Here is a 12,861-nt window from a genome sequence, read left to right on the forward strand (position 1 = left end):
GGTGGATCGCCTTCCACCCATAGGAGGTGATCTCGCGCGGCCTTGGGGCCGCCGTGCGGGCTGGCTCCGCGGTTCCGCCCCCGCAGATCGATGGCAAGTCGGCGGAACGCCGCGCTGCGCCAGACCCCGGTCTTGGTCTCGATGGCCGGTCGCGGTGGGGCATCGGCCTGGCTCAAGGGATGGCTCACCGACGACAGCAACCCGACCGCGTTCGTGCCCGTTTCCCTATCCCATCGCCTCCCGCGGGCGCGAAGCCGAACCCGGACCAGCCCCCCCTGGCCTCAGGCCTGTGCACGCGGCCTCTTAATATCATTCCGCATTCTTCGACGGACGCTGATGCCCGCTGGGCCGTGCCCGCCGTCCAATGCCCAATGCGACACAACGACGCCACCGCATGGCGATGGAGTCGTGCATCGAGGAGGAACGTTCATGCACGCCCGCAGGATCGGCGCGGCCGCCGCAACAGCGGTGGCGCTTCTCGCTGCCCGCGACCTCATCCAGAAGAGGCACGCACTGCTCCGAAACTTCCCGGTGGTCGGGCACGCCCGGTACCTGTTGGAGACGATCGGCCCGGAGCTGCGGCAGTACATCGTGACGTCCAACGAGGAGGAGCGCCCGTTCAGTCGTGACCAGCGCACCTGGATCTACGCGTCGGCGAAGGAGGAGAACAACTACTTCGGGTTCGGAACCGAAGTCGACGTCGAGCACGTGCAGGGGCACGCCTACCTGAAGCAGCGCACGTTCGCCGGCACTCTGCCCGACGCGCACGACCCGCAGGCGCCGCTGCCCTCGGCCAAGGTGCTGGGCGGGCCGCGCGGGCGCGCCAAGGCGTTCCGACCGGCGAGTGTGGTGAACATCTCGGCGATGAGCTTCGGATCGCTCTCCAGCGCGGCCATCACGGCGCTCAACAAGGGGGCGGCGCTGGCGGGCGCCATGCACAACACAGGCGAGGGCGGTCTCTCGCCGTACCACCGCAACGGCGGCGACCTCGTCCTTCAGATCGGTACGTCGTACTTCGGCTGCCGCAACGAGGACGGCAGCTTCAACCTCGACAAGCTCAAGGACGTGGTCTCCGGCGCCCCGGTCCGGGCGATAGAGATCAAGCTCTCCCAGGGCGCCAAGCCAGGGCTGGGCGGAATGCTGCCGGGCGCGAAGGTGACCCCGGAGATCGCCGGGATCCGCGGCATCCCGGTCGGCGAGGACTGCGCCTCCCCGTCACGGCACACCGCGTTCAGCGACGTCGACTCGATGCTCGACTTCGTCGAGTTGCTCGCCACCGAGACCGGCCTGCCGGTCGGGGTCAAGAGCGCGGTCGGAGACATGGGCTTCTGGCAGGAGCTGGCCACGCTGATGGCACGTGGTGACCGCGGAGTCGACTTCGTGACCGTCGACGGCGGTGAGGGCGGCACCGGAGCGGCGCCGCGGATCTTCGCCGACTCGGTGTCGCTGCCGTTCCGGATGGGCTTCTCCCGGGTCTACGGCACCTTCGCCGAGCTGGGGCTGACCGACGACCTGACCTTCATCGGCTCCGGCAAGCTCGGCCTGCCCGAGAACGCCGCGGTCGCCTTCGCTCTCGGTGCCGACATGATCAACGTGGCCCGTGAGGCGATGCTGTCCATCGGCTGCATCCAGGCGCAGAAGTGCCACACCGACAGGTGTCCCACCGGCATCGCCACCCAGAACCCGTGGCTGGCCCGCGGCCTCGACCCGACCTCGAAGGCCACCCGGGCCGCTGTCTACCTGCGCACCCTGCGCAAGGAGCTGATCAAGGTTTCGGCGGCCGTCGGCGTCGCCCACCCGGCACTCATCACGGCCAAAGACATCGAGATCATGAACGGCGACTACGAGGCCCGCACCCTCGCCGGCGTCTACGGCTACAAGGACGGCTGGGGCGAACTCGGCCCGCACCTCGCCGATGAGATCACGGCACTGCTCGCCACCAAGCCGACCACCGTCCAGAAACGGGCCGTCTGACGCACCCAAAGCGAGAGGCTCCGCGCTCAGGGCTCCCCTGCGCGGAGCCCGGGTGTGGCACCAGCCGGTGTCCAGCCGGTGTCGCCCTCACCCACCCACCTGCCCTTACCCCGCGACCAGTCCGTGCCGAGGCGATCACAACATGACTGAAGAAGTGAGATTCAAGAGCGTCGTCGGCCCCGAACTGGCCGGTTCGATCGACCTGCCAGAAGGCGAGGTCCGGGGCTGGGGAATCTTCGTCCACGGATTCACGCTCGGCAAGAACTCGCCGGCCGCCTCGCGTGTCAGCAAGCAGCTGGCACGCGAGGGGATCGGGATGCTGCGCTACGACAACCTCGGGATCGGGGACTCCGACGGCGACTGGGGGGACGGTTCCTTCACCATCAAGGTCCAGGACACCGTCCGTGCGGCAACTTTGATGGCACAGCGTGGGACACCGGCAGACCTGCTGGTGGGGCACTCTTGGGGAGGCGCCGCCGCCATCGCGGCAGCGGGCGAGGCAACCGGCGTCCGCGCGGTCGCCACCATCGGGGCGCCTGCCGACCCCAGCCACGTCGAGCGACAGTACGACGCGGTCATGGATCGCGTTCTCAGTGAAGGATCGCACGAGTGGTTCGTCGGCGGGCGGACCCTGGTCCTCAAGCGTGCCTTCGTCGACGACGTCCACCAAGCTCGCCTACGCGACCGGATACGCGAGTTGCACCTGCCTCTACTCGTCATGCATTCACCTACCGACGACACCGTCGACATCGCGAACGCCGGGGAGATCTTCCGCGAGGCACGACACCCGCGAAGCTTCATCTCGCTCGAAGGGGCAGACCATCTCCTGACCGCACGAGGACAAGCGCAGCGAGCCGCCCACATCATCAGTGCCTGGGCCGACCAGTACATCCACAGGTCGCGGCCCGCAGGAAAAGACATCTGAGGTGACCAGGAGGTCTTCTCAGATGGTGTAGCGGCGGCAGCAATCCCTTGGCCGTCTATGTCTGCTCCGCGGCCGGCCCTTGACGATCGGACGGCAACCTAGACCTTCGAGCCCTGCTTCCAGTCCTGGACGAGGAGCCCGAGCAGCACCTCGTCCAGGAACTCGCCCATCACCCAGGCCGAGGAACGCAGCACGCCCTCGCGGACGAAGCCGTTGCGCTCGGCGGAGCGCAGCATCGCGACGTTGTCCGACAGCGTCTCGATCTGCAGCCGCTGCAGGCCGCGCACGACGAAACCGTAGTGGCACAGCACCGCGACCACGTCGGTGCCGTAGCCCTTGCCGCGGGAGGACGGCAGCAGCCCCAGCCCGATGTGCGCGGACCGGTTGTGGCTGTCGATGCCCCACAGCGTCGCGGTGCCGACCAGCGTGCCGCCGTCCAGCTCCACCACGGAGAACTGGACGCGCCCCTGCTCCTTGTCGTCCACCACGAGCCGCGGATCCTTCGAGTCGGGCGTGATCGGCCTCCACGGCCCGCCTTCGGCCCGCGAGGAGTTGACCACGTCGTCGTAGAGCCCGGTCCGCAGGATGGGGATGTCGTCCTCGTACCGGGCCCTGAGCCCAACCTTGTTGCCTCTCAGCCGGCAAGCTTCCTATCCGGCCGTAGTTGCGGTACAGGATGTGGCCCTGAGATCGAGCATGGTCTCGGAACTGGCTAGGAGAGGCTGGCCGACTCTTTCGCGCTTCCTGGCGCCTGTCACGGAAGGACCCCCGACGGCCTGGATAAGGCGTTGGGCAACCGGCTCTAGGGGTGTGCTCGACCGGTACGTATCAGCAGGTCTCCCGGCTAGAGTCCGACTTGTGGTCCCACCCCCAGGGCCCCAACTCGCCCCACCAGCGCAAGGATCCGCCACATGACCCCCGACGACCTGTTCGACGAGATCGCCACCGACCTAGCCCCACGCGGCGCCACCGCCGGAGAGATGTTCGGCAAACGAGCCCTCAAGGCTCATGGCAAGGCCTTCGCCTGCCTCAAGGGCGACCAGCTCGCCTTCCGACTCGGCGACGGCACCTCCGCCCACACCGAAGCCCTCGCCCTGCCCGGCGCGGAACTGTTCGACCCCTCCGGCAATCACCGCCCCTTCAAGGACTGGGTCGCCATCCCGGTCGCCCACGCCCATACCTGGCCCCAGCATGCCGAGACCGCTCTCAACGGCCTCAACGACTGAACCATCTCGTAGATCTGGCGACAGTTGAATACGCGCGCCGACCGAGATCACACCCGGGCGCCAAAGGCGTAGCGGCGGGCTCGCCCGGCCGTCATCTCCGGCAATGTGATCCCGGTGCCGATCCACCTACCAATCAACCTCTGCGGCAACGGCTGACGAGGGACCGCCCGAAACCGCCTCGCGGCGGGCGCTCCCCGTGCGGCTGGGGCCAGCCGCCGAATGGTGCACGATATGGACCGGGCAGATGAGCGGCCAAGCCGGACCGCGGTCCGGCCAGCACATGGCGTGCAGGTTATGGACAGGGTTCTGTCTGTCCGCTGTCCACTGCTGGGACGCTCAGCGTCGGGGCTGATCGCCCCGTGCTCGGTTCCCCATGGCGGTCAGGGGCGTTTCAACGTCCCGGCGATCGAGTGAGTCTGCAGATGTCCTCGTACGTGTAGGAGTACAGGGCCACGTACGGGTGGACGTGCTGGGGAACCTGGCTGCTCAGTATCGGCGCAGCAGCGGCCAGAGCACGGGCCATGGCCGGTCCGGCCCTGCGCAGAGCACCACGGCCGCGTGCTGCTCCTGGTTCGCGGTGCCGTGCCCGTTGTCGACGCGCGCCACCGTGTGGCAGGCGGTGAAGTGCTGTTCCAACTCGGGGTAGCCCGCAGGGTGGACGAGCAGCACCGGACCGGTGGCGGCGGCCGATGGCGGGCCCCAGGCGTACAGGCCCATGTGGCCGGAGTACGGTGCGGGCAGGCCGAGGGCGGGCCCGTACCGTGCGATGGCCCCGGCCTCGCCGTAGTTCGCGGTCAGCAACACGGCGTTGGTCCGCTGGTCGGCAGGGATCGCCTCCCAGCCGCTGGCGGTGGCGCGTGCGAGCTGTGGCCAGCCGACCTCCTCGCCGAGGTCGGGGTCAACGGCCATCGGCACGGTCAGCGCCGATGCGGGCAGCACCGGCAGGGCGGCCAGGGCGCTGGTGAGCAGAGCCGCAAGCAGTCCGCCTGCCAGCTTGGCGCGGTGCTCACGGATCCAGTGGGCGTAGGGCTCGCAGCCAGCGGCGCTGATCGCGTACAGCAGCGGAATCGGGTAGTACCCCTTGCCGCCGCCGGCCAGCACCAGCAGGCACAGCACCACCCAGGCCACCGCGACGGGCCGGGCCCAGCGCAGCTCCGGACGGCGCGACAGCCGGCTCAGCCCGGTCAGCCACAGGGGTGCCAGCACCGGGGAGAACTGAAGCAGCTGCATCGGCAGGGCGAGCAGGCGCCCGCCGATTCCGACATCGGCGCTGATTCCATGAGCCACCGTCAGCTCGGGCCAACCGCGCACGGCCTGCCACCACAGGGTCGGGATCGCGAAGGGCAGCGCGGCGAGGACGGCCGTGAGCGGGCCCAGCAGCGCGCGTAGACGCGGTACGAAGAAGCCGCGCGGTCCGGCCGTCAGCGCGCCCAGCGCCAGGGCCGGCAAGAGTCCCAGCACCAGCAGCTTGTTCAGTAGCGCGATCCCAACCAACGCTCCCAGACAAGGCCACCAGCGGAATTCGCCCGTGCGCAGCAGTCGGAGCGTCAGCAGAATGATCGCCAGCCAGACCGTCAGGTCGAAGGTCGCGGTGGAGAGCAGGTGGCCGATTCCGAGCGTATAGCCCGAGCAGGCCGCGGCTCCTGCCGCGAGTACCTGCCCGCCGCGTCCGGCGCCCAGCTCTCGGGCGATCAGCGCGGTGAGCGTGATCGTGACCGCGGTGAGCAGCGCGGGCAGGATCCGCACGCCGGTCGGGGTGGAGCCGAACAGCTCCGCGCCGAGCCTGGCCAGCAACGGGGTGAGTGGTGGCTGGTCCGGGTAGCCCCAGGCCGGGTGCCGGCCGGCGAGCAGGAAGTACAGCTCGTCCCGGTGGAAGCCGTAGCGGCCCGACAGTGCGATCAGCAGTGTCGCGGTCGCAGCCGCGATCCCTCCGACCGGCCCGGCTGCGAACAGCCGCAGGCATGGCTGCGCATCCCCCCGAGTGTGCATGTCGGCATTCTGACAGTCCGGACGGGGCCGGAGAAGGCCCTCCGGCAGCGCCGTGAAGACGCCGGCGTCCCTGCAAGCGCGGAAGCGGCCGTAGACCGTCGGCCACGGACTGAACTCAGCGGGCATCTCCCGCCACTGGGCACTGGAGCGGAACCGCCAGACCACCCCCTCGAACTGATCCCGCAGCGGCCCGGGATTGACCACGGCATCACACAGTCCCTAGTCCAAGGCCATCGTGCCCTTGGTGTACCGCATGCCGTAGCGCTCGCCGATGACGTTGACCTTCTCCAGGTCCATCGCGCCCTCGGCGGTCCTGACGGCGGGTCCGGCTGCGAAGAGATCCTCCATGAACTGGTCCCAGCCGCCCGGTGTGGAGATCTGCAGTGCCCGGGCGGGCGGTTGGGACGCGTTGCGCATGGCGTGGGGTATGCCGTGCGGCAGGAGAGCGCACATGCCGGGTGTCAGCCGGTGGGTGGTGCCCTGGAAGTCGATCTCCATCTCGCCTTCCAGTACATAGACGAACTCGTCCATCAGCTCGTGGACATGGGGCGGGATGTCGACGTCCAGCCGGTTCTCCAGGACGGCCAGGCGGCCTTCGCTGTCATCGGTGGCGACCTTGACTCCGAAGCCGGGCGGCAATGGGATCCGGGTCTGCCGTGTCTCCCCGTGCTTCAGCAGGATGAAACGGTCAGCGGACATGGGTGGTTCCTCCTTGTCGGCCGCATGATGCCGAGTGGCGGTCTCAAGCCTACGCTCTATCCGGAGAAATTTCTCCGGATAGAGGGGGCCGCTTACGATCGTCACGTGACCAGTGAGCCGCCCCTGCGAGCCGACGCCCGACGCAACCGCGAGAGGATCCTTGCCGCTGCCTGCGAACTCTTCCGAGAGCAGGGCACAGCGGTCGCCCTCGACGACATCGCACACCGCGCCGGAGTGGGCGCGGGCACCCTGTACCGCCGCTTCCCCGACCGTGACGCGCTGATCCGGCAGGTCGTCATCGACGGCTTCGGCATCTGTCTGGCGGCGGCGGAATCGGCCCTTGAGGAACTGGCGGATCCCGCCGGAGCGTTGGACCGGCTGTTCCGGCGTGTGATCGAACAGCGGGAGCGCCTCGTCCTCCCGCTGGCCGGCGGCCCCGTTCTCCATGATCCGCGGGTCCAGCAGCTTCAGCGCGCCATCCTCGACGCCCTGGATGACATCCTCGCGGCCGGCCGCGCCGCCGGCGTCCTACGGGACGACATCACCGCGGAGGACCTGATCACCGCCGCCGCCATGGCCTGCCGCCCGATGCCGCACCTGCCACGAGAGACGGGCGCGGCCCTCGCCGCCCGGCACATCGCCATCTACCTGCACGGACTCCGCCCCGAGGGCGCTCCTCCCCTGCCGGCGCCCGCACCGCCCCCGAGCGACGTCGGCCGGCACGTCGCCTTGGAACAGCAGGCTCGGCAGGAAGGGTCCTGACGGCGCTCGGTTCGCCGGTTCGGTCGCCTCAGTGGTCTTTCGGGACTCCTGTGAGTTCCTCCTGTTCGGCGCATTCCCTCGGGCGAAGGCGCAGGCATGCTGAGGCTCGCGCACAGGGCGGGGATTTCCTTGTACCTGAAGGCGCCGCAGCGAGAGACGACCGTCGCCGCCCGGGGAGGGCACTGTGCAAGGCGCTGTCCATCACGGTGAGGGCGGCCCGTCGCGTCAGCATGGCTCGCGAGCGCCACGAGGCCGGGTACGTCATTCAGCACGTTCCGCATTGAGTGGTTCTGTTTGTACTGATTGTGCGCGATGGGTGTTCGTGACGCATGCGGCCCCTTAACCTGACGCTCAGCTCCGAGGGAGATGGGCCGCAGGGGCGACCCGATCGGAGCCTCGGCGTTCAACTCGCCGCGCTCCAGGGGGGATTCATCATGCGCCTACGCGTGGCCATGCCCGTCGCCGCCGCATTGGGACTCGCGGTCAGCTGCGGACTGGGCACCACGGCGGCCACAGCCGCCACCGCGTCACACCACATCAGGAACGGCCGGATCGCCACGGACTACGGCGCGGAGGCCATCTACCTCCAGACCACCGATCCCGTCACCGGCGCCACCTCCGACATCGGCGCCCCGAACCGGATCAAGGGCTGCAATCTCGCCGCCTCGCAGGACGGGAAGACGCTGGCCTACAGCACCGTCTGCGGTTACTTCGCGGACCGCGGCGGCGACACCGTCAGTGTGATGCACCGCGACGGCACGGGACAGCGTGTGGTCTGGCAGATGCCGTCCGACTTCGGCAACCGCCAGTCCGTCGTGGGGAACCCCGCGATCTCCCCGGACGGGAAACGGATCCTCTTCGGGACGTTCCCGCACGGTCCCTCGCACACGCGCTACTGGACCATCCGCACCGACGGCACCGGCCTCGCGCCGCTCGACCTCGGCGTCAGCGCAGTCCCCGACGGCGTTCCCCGCTTCTCCCCCGACGGCCGCACCCTGGCCTTCACCGTCGGCGGCGTGATCTGGCTGAAGAAGGGCGACAAGCCCGCCACACCGCTGACCGTCAGGAAACCGGGACTGCCGAACGACCCGTACGGCTGGCTCCGCTGGTCCCCGAACGGCAGGCACCTGGTCTTCGCCGACGGCAAGGGCCTGTACGAGGTGGCCGCCAACGGCTCGACCTGGCGCACCCTGGCCACCAGCCCCAACAACACCACGGGCTACTTCGAACCCACTTACTCCCCGGACGGGACACAGCTGGCCTTCGTGTCGATCACGCCCAGCGGTGACCGCGGAGGCGATCTGCTGCGGAGCATCGCGGGCCTGACCCTCGCGCACCCTGGCACACCACGCACGATCCTCCCAGGCAATCCGGCGTATCAGGTCGCCGACCCCGTCTGGCTCCCGGCGCAGTGACATTCACTCGCTGAGCCGTCCTCGGTGACCGGCATCGGTGAACAACTTCGGTCACCGACAGCCGCCGGAAATCCCGGGTTACTGAGCTTCCTACAGCCACACCGGCCACCCCGCCAGCCGCTGCTGGGCCTCGGGGCTGTACGCGGGGGTCTCGTGGGCCTTGCACCCCTCTTCGGGCCGAGGGCGTGTCTCCACGAGCTGGATGTCGCCGATGTAGACCGGCGTGGTGCACTGGTCAGGTTCGGGCTTGTGAGCGGGAGTTGCCTGGGCGATGCCGGTGGTCAGCAGCAGGCCGCCCAGGGCGGCGGTGACGATGGCTCTTGCGGTTCGCGGCATGGTCATCCTTTCGTGCGGGGACCGGCGTCAGCCGCTCCCGCGAGGAGCATGACGACCGGACACGGCACCGTAGGTACCCGCACCGTTCCGCCACCGAAGATCACCCTGATGTCCTACCGGGCGGCGGGGCGGGCCAAGAGCCGGCTGAAGGGCACCAGCTCATCGCCATCGACAGCCACCACAGATGTTCCGCGTCGCCGCAATGCCCGCCTGGCTCCGCCCGTTGCTGGTGCAGCTGCCGGCAGCATCCGCGTTTCGGATCAGGAGGCGTTCGTCGTGAAGCCTTGCGTCACCTGGTCGAAGACAGGGCGGTAGCTGTCCCACTGCGACTCGGGAGCCGACAGGTAGATGTCGTATTCCCGGCCGCCCTCCCGGCCGTAGCCGAGGTCGATCGCCCGGAAGGAGCGGGCGCGTCCCTTGAAGGTGAACTCCCAGACGGCCGCGGGCTGTCCACGGAACGACGTCTGCTGCATGCGCAGTCGGCGGTATGTGGCGTAGTTGGCCTTGGTGTTGGCCTCGATGTCGGCGAAGTGGGTGGAGGGGTTGTGCCCGGCGGGGGCGACGGTTCCGATCGTGATGCCGGCCAGGCCGGTCGGGTCCGCGTAGACGACTTCGTCGGCTGCCTGCTTGCGGACCTTCCAGTCGTCCGGCACGGGGAAGGAGACGCCGAGCCGCGCGTCATGGACCAGACGGTAGCCCTTGGGCAGGGAGGAGGACGCGGGGAACGGTGTCGCGGCTTGGTGGACCCGGTCGGGGCTGGGTGTGTCCCGGCCGTGCTGCGACACCGCGTAGATCGCTGTGCCTGCGGCCACGGCGATGGCCGCCGTCACCGCGACGGCGGCGGTGCGCTTTCGCCGCCGCTTTCTGCGGTTGCGGCCGACGGGCCGGGTGGCCGCGGGAGGTTCCGGCTCTTGCGTGGATGCCCCGTCGGCTTCGTGATCGGACGCCGGTACGGCTCCTCGCCGGTCGTCGGCTCCCTTCGGATACGCCGCCGGTGCCAAGGCTGTCGTCTCGGCGGCTCGTACCGCCTCCAGAGCGCGTTGCGTCTGCTCCGAGGACGGTCGCTCATCGGGGTTCTTGGACAGCAGAGCCTCGATGAGGGGCGCCAACGGTCCGGCCTGTGTCGTGGGCTCCAGCGGGTCCATGGCAATGGCGTATGCGGTCTCCATCGCCGTGTCCTTGCGGAACGGGGTCCGGCCCTCCGTTACCTGGTAGAGCGTCGCGCCCAGCGCCCACAGATCGCACGCCGGTCCGGGCTGCTGCCCGCGAACGCGCTCTGGGGCCATGTAGTCGATGGACCCGATCATCTCGCCGGTCCGGGTCAGCGTCGACGTGCCGGCGGTCATGGCGATGCCGAAGTCGGTGAGCACCACACGGTTCTCGGCGGCGAGCAGTACATTGCCGGGTTTGACGTCGCGGTGCAGCACTCCGGCGGCGTGTGCGGCCCGCAGAGCGGCGACCATGCCGAGGCCGATGCGGGCGGCCTCCGCGGGCGAGAGGGTTCCGCCGCCCTTGAGGAGGTCACCGAGCGTGCTGCCGGGGACGTACTCCATGACGATGCAGGGCCGCCCGGCGTCGTCGACGACGTCGTGCACGACGATCACGTTGGGGTGGGTGATCTGGGCGGCGCTGCGCGCCTCGCGCCGGGTCCGCTCGTAGAGCGTGGTGACTTCGCCGGCGGACAGGTGCGGCTGTACGTGCAGCCGCTTGAGCGCGACCTGGCGGCCGAGCATCTCGTCCGTGGCCCGCCACACCGTGCCCATGCCGCCGCGGCCGATCTGCTCGATGAGCCGGTACCGACCGGCGATGAGCCGCGCCTCCTCCGTCACCTTGCTCCCTCCATCACCTCTGTCCACGTTCGCAGCGATTGAGTCGCCTCGTCACCATAACCCCCGTCTTTCACACGCTGAACAGCGTGCCGAGTGCGATGCCGTCGGGCGTAGACCCGACTCCCGCCTGCGGGGCCGCGATTGCCGGACATGAATGTCGGTCGGAACTGATCAAGGGTTGCCCATGTCACAGCCGCCGCACAGGCGGTTGAAGGTTGAAGGTTGAAGAAAGGTTAGCCTAAGCTAACTTCTCGTGACTGCTCCCCCCACGCGGTGCACCTCCTCATGCGCCCCTCCCTGCCCTCAAGTCCGCGGCCTTCTTTCTCGTCAGCCTCGGCTGCCTCGGCCTCTGCATTGCGCTGAGTCTCGCGCTCGGCGCCCGTTCCGTGCCCCTGGGCACGGTGGCCGACGCACTGCTCGGCCACGCGCACGGCCGGGAGGCCCCGGTGGTGACGGGCCTGTGGGCAGCCGCGATGGACGACGGGGTGCACTGCTACGACCCCGACGGCACGCTGATCGGGCGGCTCAACATCCCCGAGACGGTGGCCAACATCTCCTGGGGCGGAGCCAAGCGCAACCGCCTCTTCATCACCGCGCGGACCAGCCTCTACTCGGTGGTCATGGGCGTCACGGGCACGCACCCGACCGGCCCGGGGCTCCGACGCTGGCCGACCCCGAAGAACCGGTGACCTTCCGGCCGAGCGATCAGCACAGCTGCGGCTCCGGTCGGCCGGACGGGCCATTACGCTTGGGTGCTCCGACGGGCGGTCGCCCGCCGCCGCCCGTCGAGGGGTACGGCACTCGTGCGGCTGCCCCGGACCACCACACCCAAGGACGGCAACCGAGTGTCTTTCTTCACCATCGGCCACCGCGGTGTCATGGCCGCCGAGCCGGAGAACACCCTGCGCTCCTTCCTGCGGGCCGAACGCGAGGGGCTGGACGGCATCGAACTGGACCTGCACCTGAGCAAGGACGGCGAACTGGTCGTCATGCACGACGAGACCCTGGACCGCACGACGGACGGCTCCGGTCCCATCGCCGACCAGAAGTTGCGCAAGCTCAAGAAGCTCGACGCCGGCCTCGGCGAGCGCATCCCCACGTTCGAGGAGGTACTGGACGCCGTCGGTCCGACCCTGCCGATCCAGGCGGAGATAAAAGACGTGGCCGCCGCCCGGTCGCTGGCCAAGGTCCTCACCGACCGCGATCTTCTGGACCGGGTCTCGGTGCTGTCGTTCCACGACGTGGCGCTGACCGAGATCCACAACCTGCTGCCGCAGGCCCGCACCGTGCTGGTGGCAGGCCCCAGCGCGCACCGCGACACCTTCGTCGGCCGCGCTCAGAAGGTCGGTTCCACCCTGGTCAGCGTGGACCTGCGCCACCTGAACCTGGCCATCGTGGAAAAGTGCGGCGCCGCCGGCATCGACGTGATGGCCTGGACCGTCAACGACGAGCGCGACCTGGCGCTGGCCCGGACGCTCGGCCTGGTGGGCTGCGTGACCGACCAGCCCGGCATGAAGCGGCTGGTCGAGGCCACGGCCTGACCTGAGAGGTCCCAGACCGAGCCGGACGCCCGTGCGCTCAGACGAGAGCATGAACGTCGTGGCTCCGGTTCCCCCGCGCGGGGGAACCGGAGCTCGCCGAGCCGGTGGCACAGGAGCCCGGTGGAGTAGCCCGATCCGATCTCCAGCACCCTGTGCCCGCCCTCC

General features: G+C 69.3%; 11 protein-coding genes and 4 pseudogenes. 9 read left to right on the forward strand and 6 right to left on the reverse strand.

All coding sequences use genetic code 11. The features are described 5' to 3' along the window. The first annotated feature begins 429 nt into the window (after nt 1-429). Together AB0L75_RS40810 and AB0L75_RS40815 are read left to right on the forward strand one after the other, a co-directional pair. Nucleotides 430-1,974, forward strand: coding sequence for an FMN-binding glutamate synthase family protein (locus AB0L75_RS40810; RefSeq protein ID WP_365191341.1), 1,545 nt, complete (start codon nt 430-432; stop codon nt 1,972-1,974). Nucleotides 1,975-2,116: 142 nt separating this feature from the next. Then, nucleotides 2,117-2,899: an alpha/beta fold hydrolase gene (locus AB0L75_RS40815; RefSeq protein ID WP_365191342.1), complete on the forward strand. Its 783-nt coding sequence runs from the start codon at nt 2,117-2,119 to the stop codon at nt 2,897-2,899. Nucleotides 2,900-2,997: 98 nt separating this feature from the next. On the opposite strand, the gene AB0L75_RS40820 is transcribed toward AB0L75_RS40815, so the two are convergent. Further along, a complete protein-coding gene (locus AB0L75_RS40820; protein WP_365191350.1) occupies nt 2,998-3,537 on the reverse strand; it encodes a GNAT family protein in 540 nt (179 codons plus the stop codon). Between the two features lie 273 nt (nt 3,538-3,810). Here AB0L75_RS40820 and AB0L75_RS40825 point away from each other — a divergent pair, with 273 nt between their 5' ends. Both AB0L75_RS40825 and AB0L75_RS40830 read left to right on the forward strand, forming a co-directional pair. Beyond that, nucleotides 3,811-4,125, forward strand: a complete 315-nt coding sequence (locus tag AB0L75_RS40825; RefSeq protein ID WP_365191343.1) for a hypothetical protein — start codon at nt 3,811-3,813, stop codon at nt 4,123-4,125. A gap of 14 nt (nt 4,126-4,139) precedes the next feature. Beyond that, nucleotides 4,140-4,281, forward strand: a pseudogene (locus AB0L75_RS40830) (chaplin). 330 nt (nt 4,282-4,611) lie between these two features. Here AB0L75_RS40830 and AB0L75_RS40835 read toward each other — a convergent pair. The 3 genes and pseudogenes from AB0L75_RS40835 to AB0L75_RS40845 all read right to left on the reverse strand — a co-directional run bounded on the left by AB0L75_RS40835 (nt 4,612) and on the right by AB0L75_RS40845 (nt 6,813). Beyond that, complete coding sequence (locus AB0L75_RS40835; protein WP_365191351.1) at nt 4,612-6,114, reverse strand: glycosyltransferase family 39 protein; 1,503 nt, start codon at nt 6,112-6,114, stop codon at nt 4,612-4,614. 30 nt (nt 6,115-6,144) lie between these two features. Beyond that, nucleotides 6,145-6,300, reverse strand: a pseudogene (locus tag AB0L75_RS40840) (transposase); the annotation flags it as partial. 33 nt (nt 6,301-6,333) lie between these two features. Then, nucleotides 6,334-6,813 carry a cupin domain-containing protein gene (locus AB0L75_RS40845; RefSeq protein WP_365191344.1) on the reverse strand — a complete coding sequence of 160 codons (480 nt, stop codon included), beginning with the start codon at nt 6,811-6,813 and terminating at the stop codon, nt 6,334-6,336. 105 nt (nt 6,814-6,918) lie between these two features. On the opposite strand from AB0L75_RS40845, the gene AB0L75_RS40850 reads away from it, so the two are divergent. Together AB0L75_RS40850 and AB0L75_RS40855 are read left to right on the forward strand one after the other, a co-directional pair. After that, nucleotides 6,919-7,575: a TetR family transcriptional regulator gene (locus tag AB0L75_RS40850; protein ID WP_365191345.1), complete on the forward strand. Its 657-nt coding sequence runs from the start codon at nt 6,919-6,921 to the stop codon at nt 7,573-7,575. 434 nt (nt 7,576-8,009) lie between these two features. After that, nucleotides 8,010-8,990: a hypothetical protein gene (locus tag AB0L75_RS40855; RefSeq protein WP_365191346.1), complete on the forward strand. Its 981-nt coding sequence runs from the start codon at nt 8,010-8,012 to the stop codon at nt 8,988-8,990. A 90-nt stretch (nt 8,991-9,080) separates the two neighbouring features. On the opposite strand, the gene AB0L75_RS40860 is transcribed toward AB0L75_RS40855, so the two are convergent. Next, complete coding sequence (locus AB0L75_RS40860; RefSeq protein WP_365191347.1) at nt 9,081-9,326, reverse strand: hypothetical protein; 246 nt, start codon at nt 9,324-9,326, stop codon at nt 9,081-9,083. A gap of 260 nt (nt 9,327-9,586) precedes the next feature. Continuing rightward, entirely contained in the window at nt 9,587-11,155 is a 1,569-nt protein-coding gene (locus tag AB0L75_RS40865; protein ID WP_365191348.1) for a serine/threonine-protein kinase, read from the reverse strand. 257 nt (nt 11,156-11,412) lie between these two features. On the opposite strand from AB0L75_RS40865, the pseudogene AB0L75_RS40870 reads away from it, so the two are divergent. The 3 genes and pseudogenes from AB0L75_RS40870 to AB0L75_RS40880 all read left to right on the forward strand — a co-directional run. Next, nucleotides 11,413-11,613 (forward strand): annotated as a pseudogene (locus tag AB0L75_RS40870) (iron ABC transporter permease); the annotation flags it as partial. After that, nucleotides 11,614-11,844: pseudogene (locus AB0L75_RS40875) on the forward strand (SMP-30/gluconolactonase/LRE family protein); the annotation flags it as partial. It lies immediately after the preceding pseudogene. Between the two features lie 156 nt (nt 11,845-12,000). Next, on the forward strand, nt 12,001-12,696 hold the full coding sequence (locus AB0L75_RS40880) for a glycerophosphodiester phosphodiesterase family protein (protein WP_365191349.1): 696 nt from the start codon (nt 12,001-12,003) through the stop codon (nt 12,694-12,696). Nucleotides 12,697-12,861: the final 165 nt, after the last annotated feature.

It is taken from the genome of Streptomyces sp. NPDC052101 (assembly GCF_040680235.1).
Lineage (GTDB): Bacteria > Actinomycetota > Actinomycetes > Streptomycetales > Streptomycetaceae > Streptomyces.

Excerpts from the sequence above, each read along its gene's own strand:
- AB0L75_RS40860 (WP_365191347.1), bottom strand. The coding sequence starts at position 9,326 with ATGCCGCGAACCGCAAGAGCCATCGTCACCGCCGCCCTGGGCGGCCTG.
- AB0L75_RS40845 (WP_365191344.1), bottom strand. The coding sequence starts at position 6,813 with ATGTCCGCTGACCGTTTCATCCTGCTGAAGCACGGGGAGACACGGCAG.
- AB0L75_RS40855 (WP_365191346.1), top strand. The coding sequence starts at position 8,010 with ATGCGCCTACGCGTGGCCATGCCCGTCGCCGCCGCATTGGGACTCGCG.
- AB0L75_RS40825 (WP_365191343.1), top strand. The coding sequence starts at position 3,811 with ATGACCCCCGACGACCTGTTCGACGAGATCGCCACCGACCTAGCCCCA.
- AB0L75_RS40835 (WP_365191351.1), bottom strand. The coding sequence starts at position 6,114 with ATGCACACTCGGGGGGATGCGCAGCCATGCCTGCGGCTGTTCGCAGCC.
- AB0L75_RS40810 (WP_365191341.1), top strand. The coding sequence starts at position 430 with ATGCACGCCCGCAGGATCGGCGCGGCCGCCGCAACAGCGGTGGCGCTT.
- AB0L75_RS40815 (WP_365191342.1), top strand. The coding sequence starts at position 2,117 with ATGACTGAAGAAGTGAGATTCAAGAGCGTCGTCGGCCCCGAACTGGCC.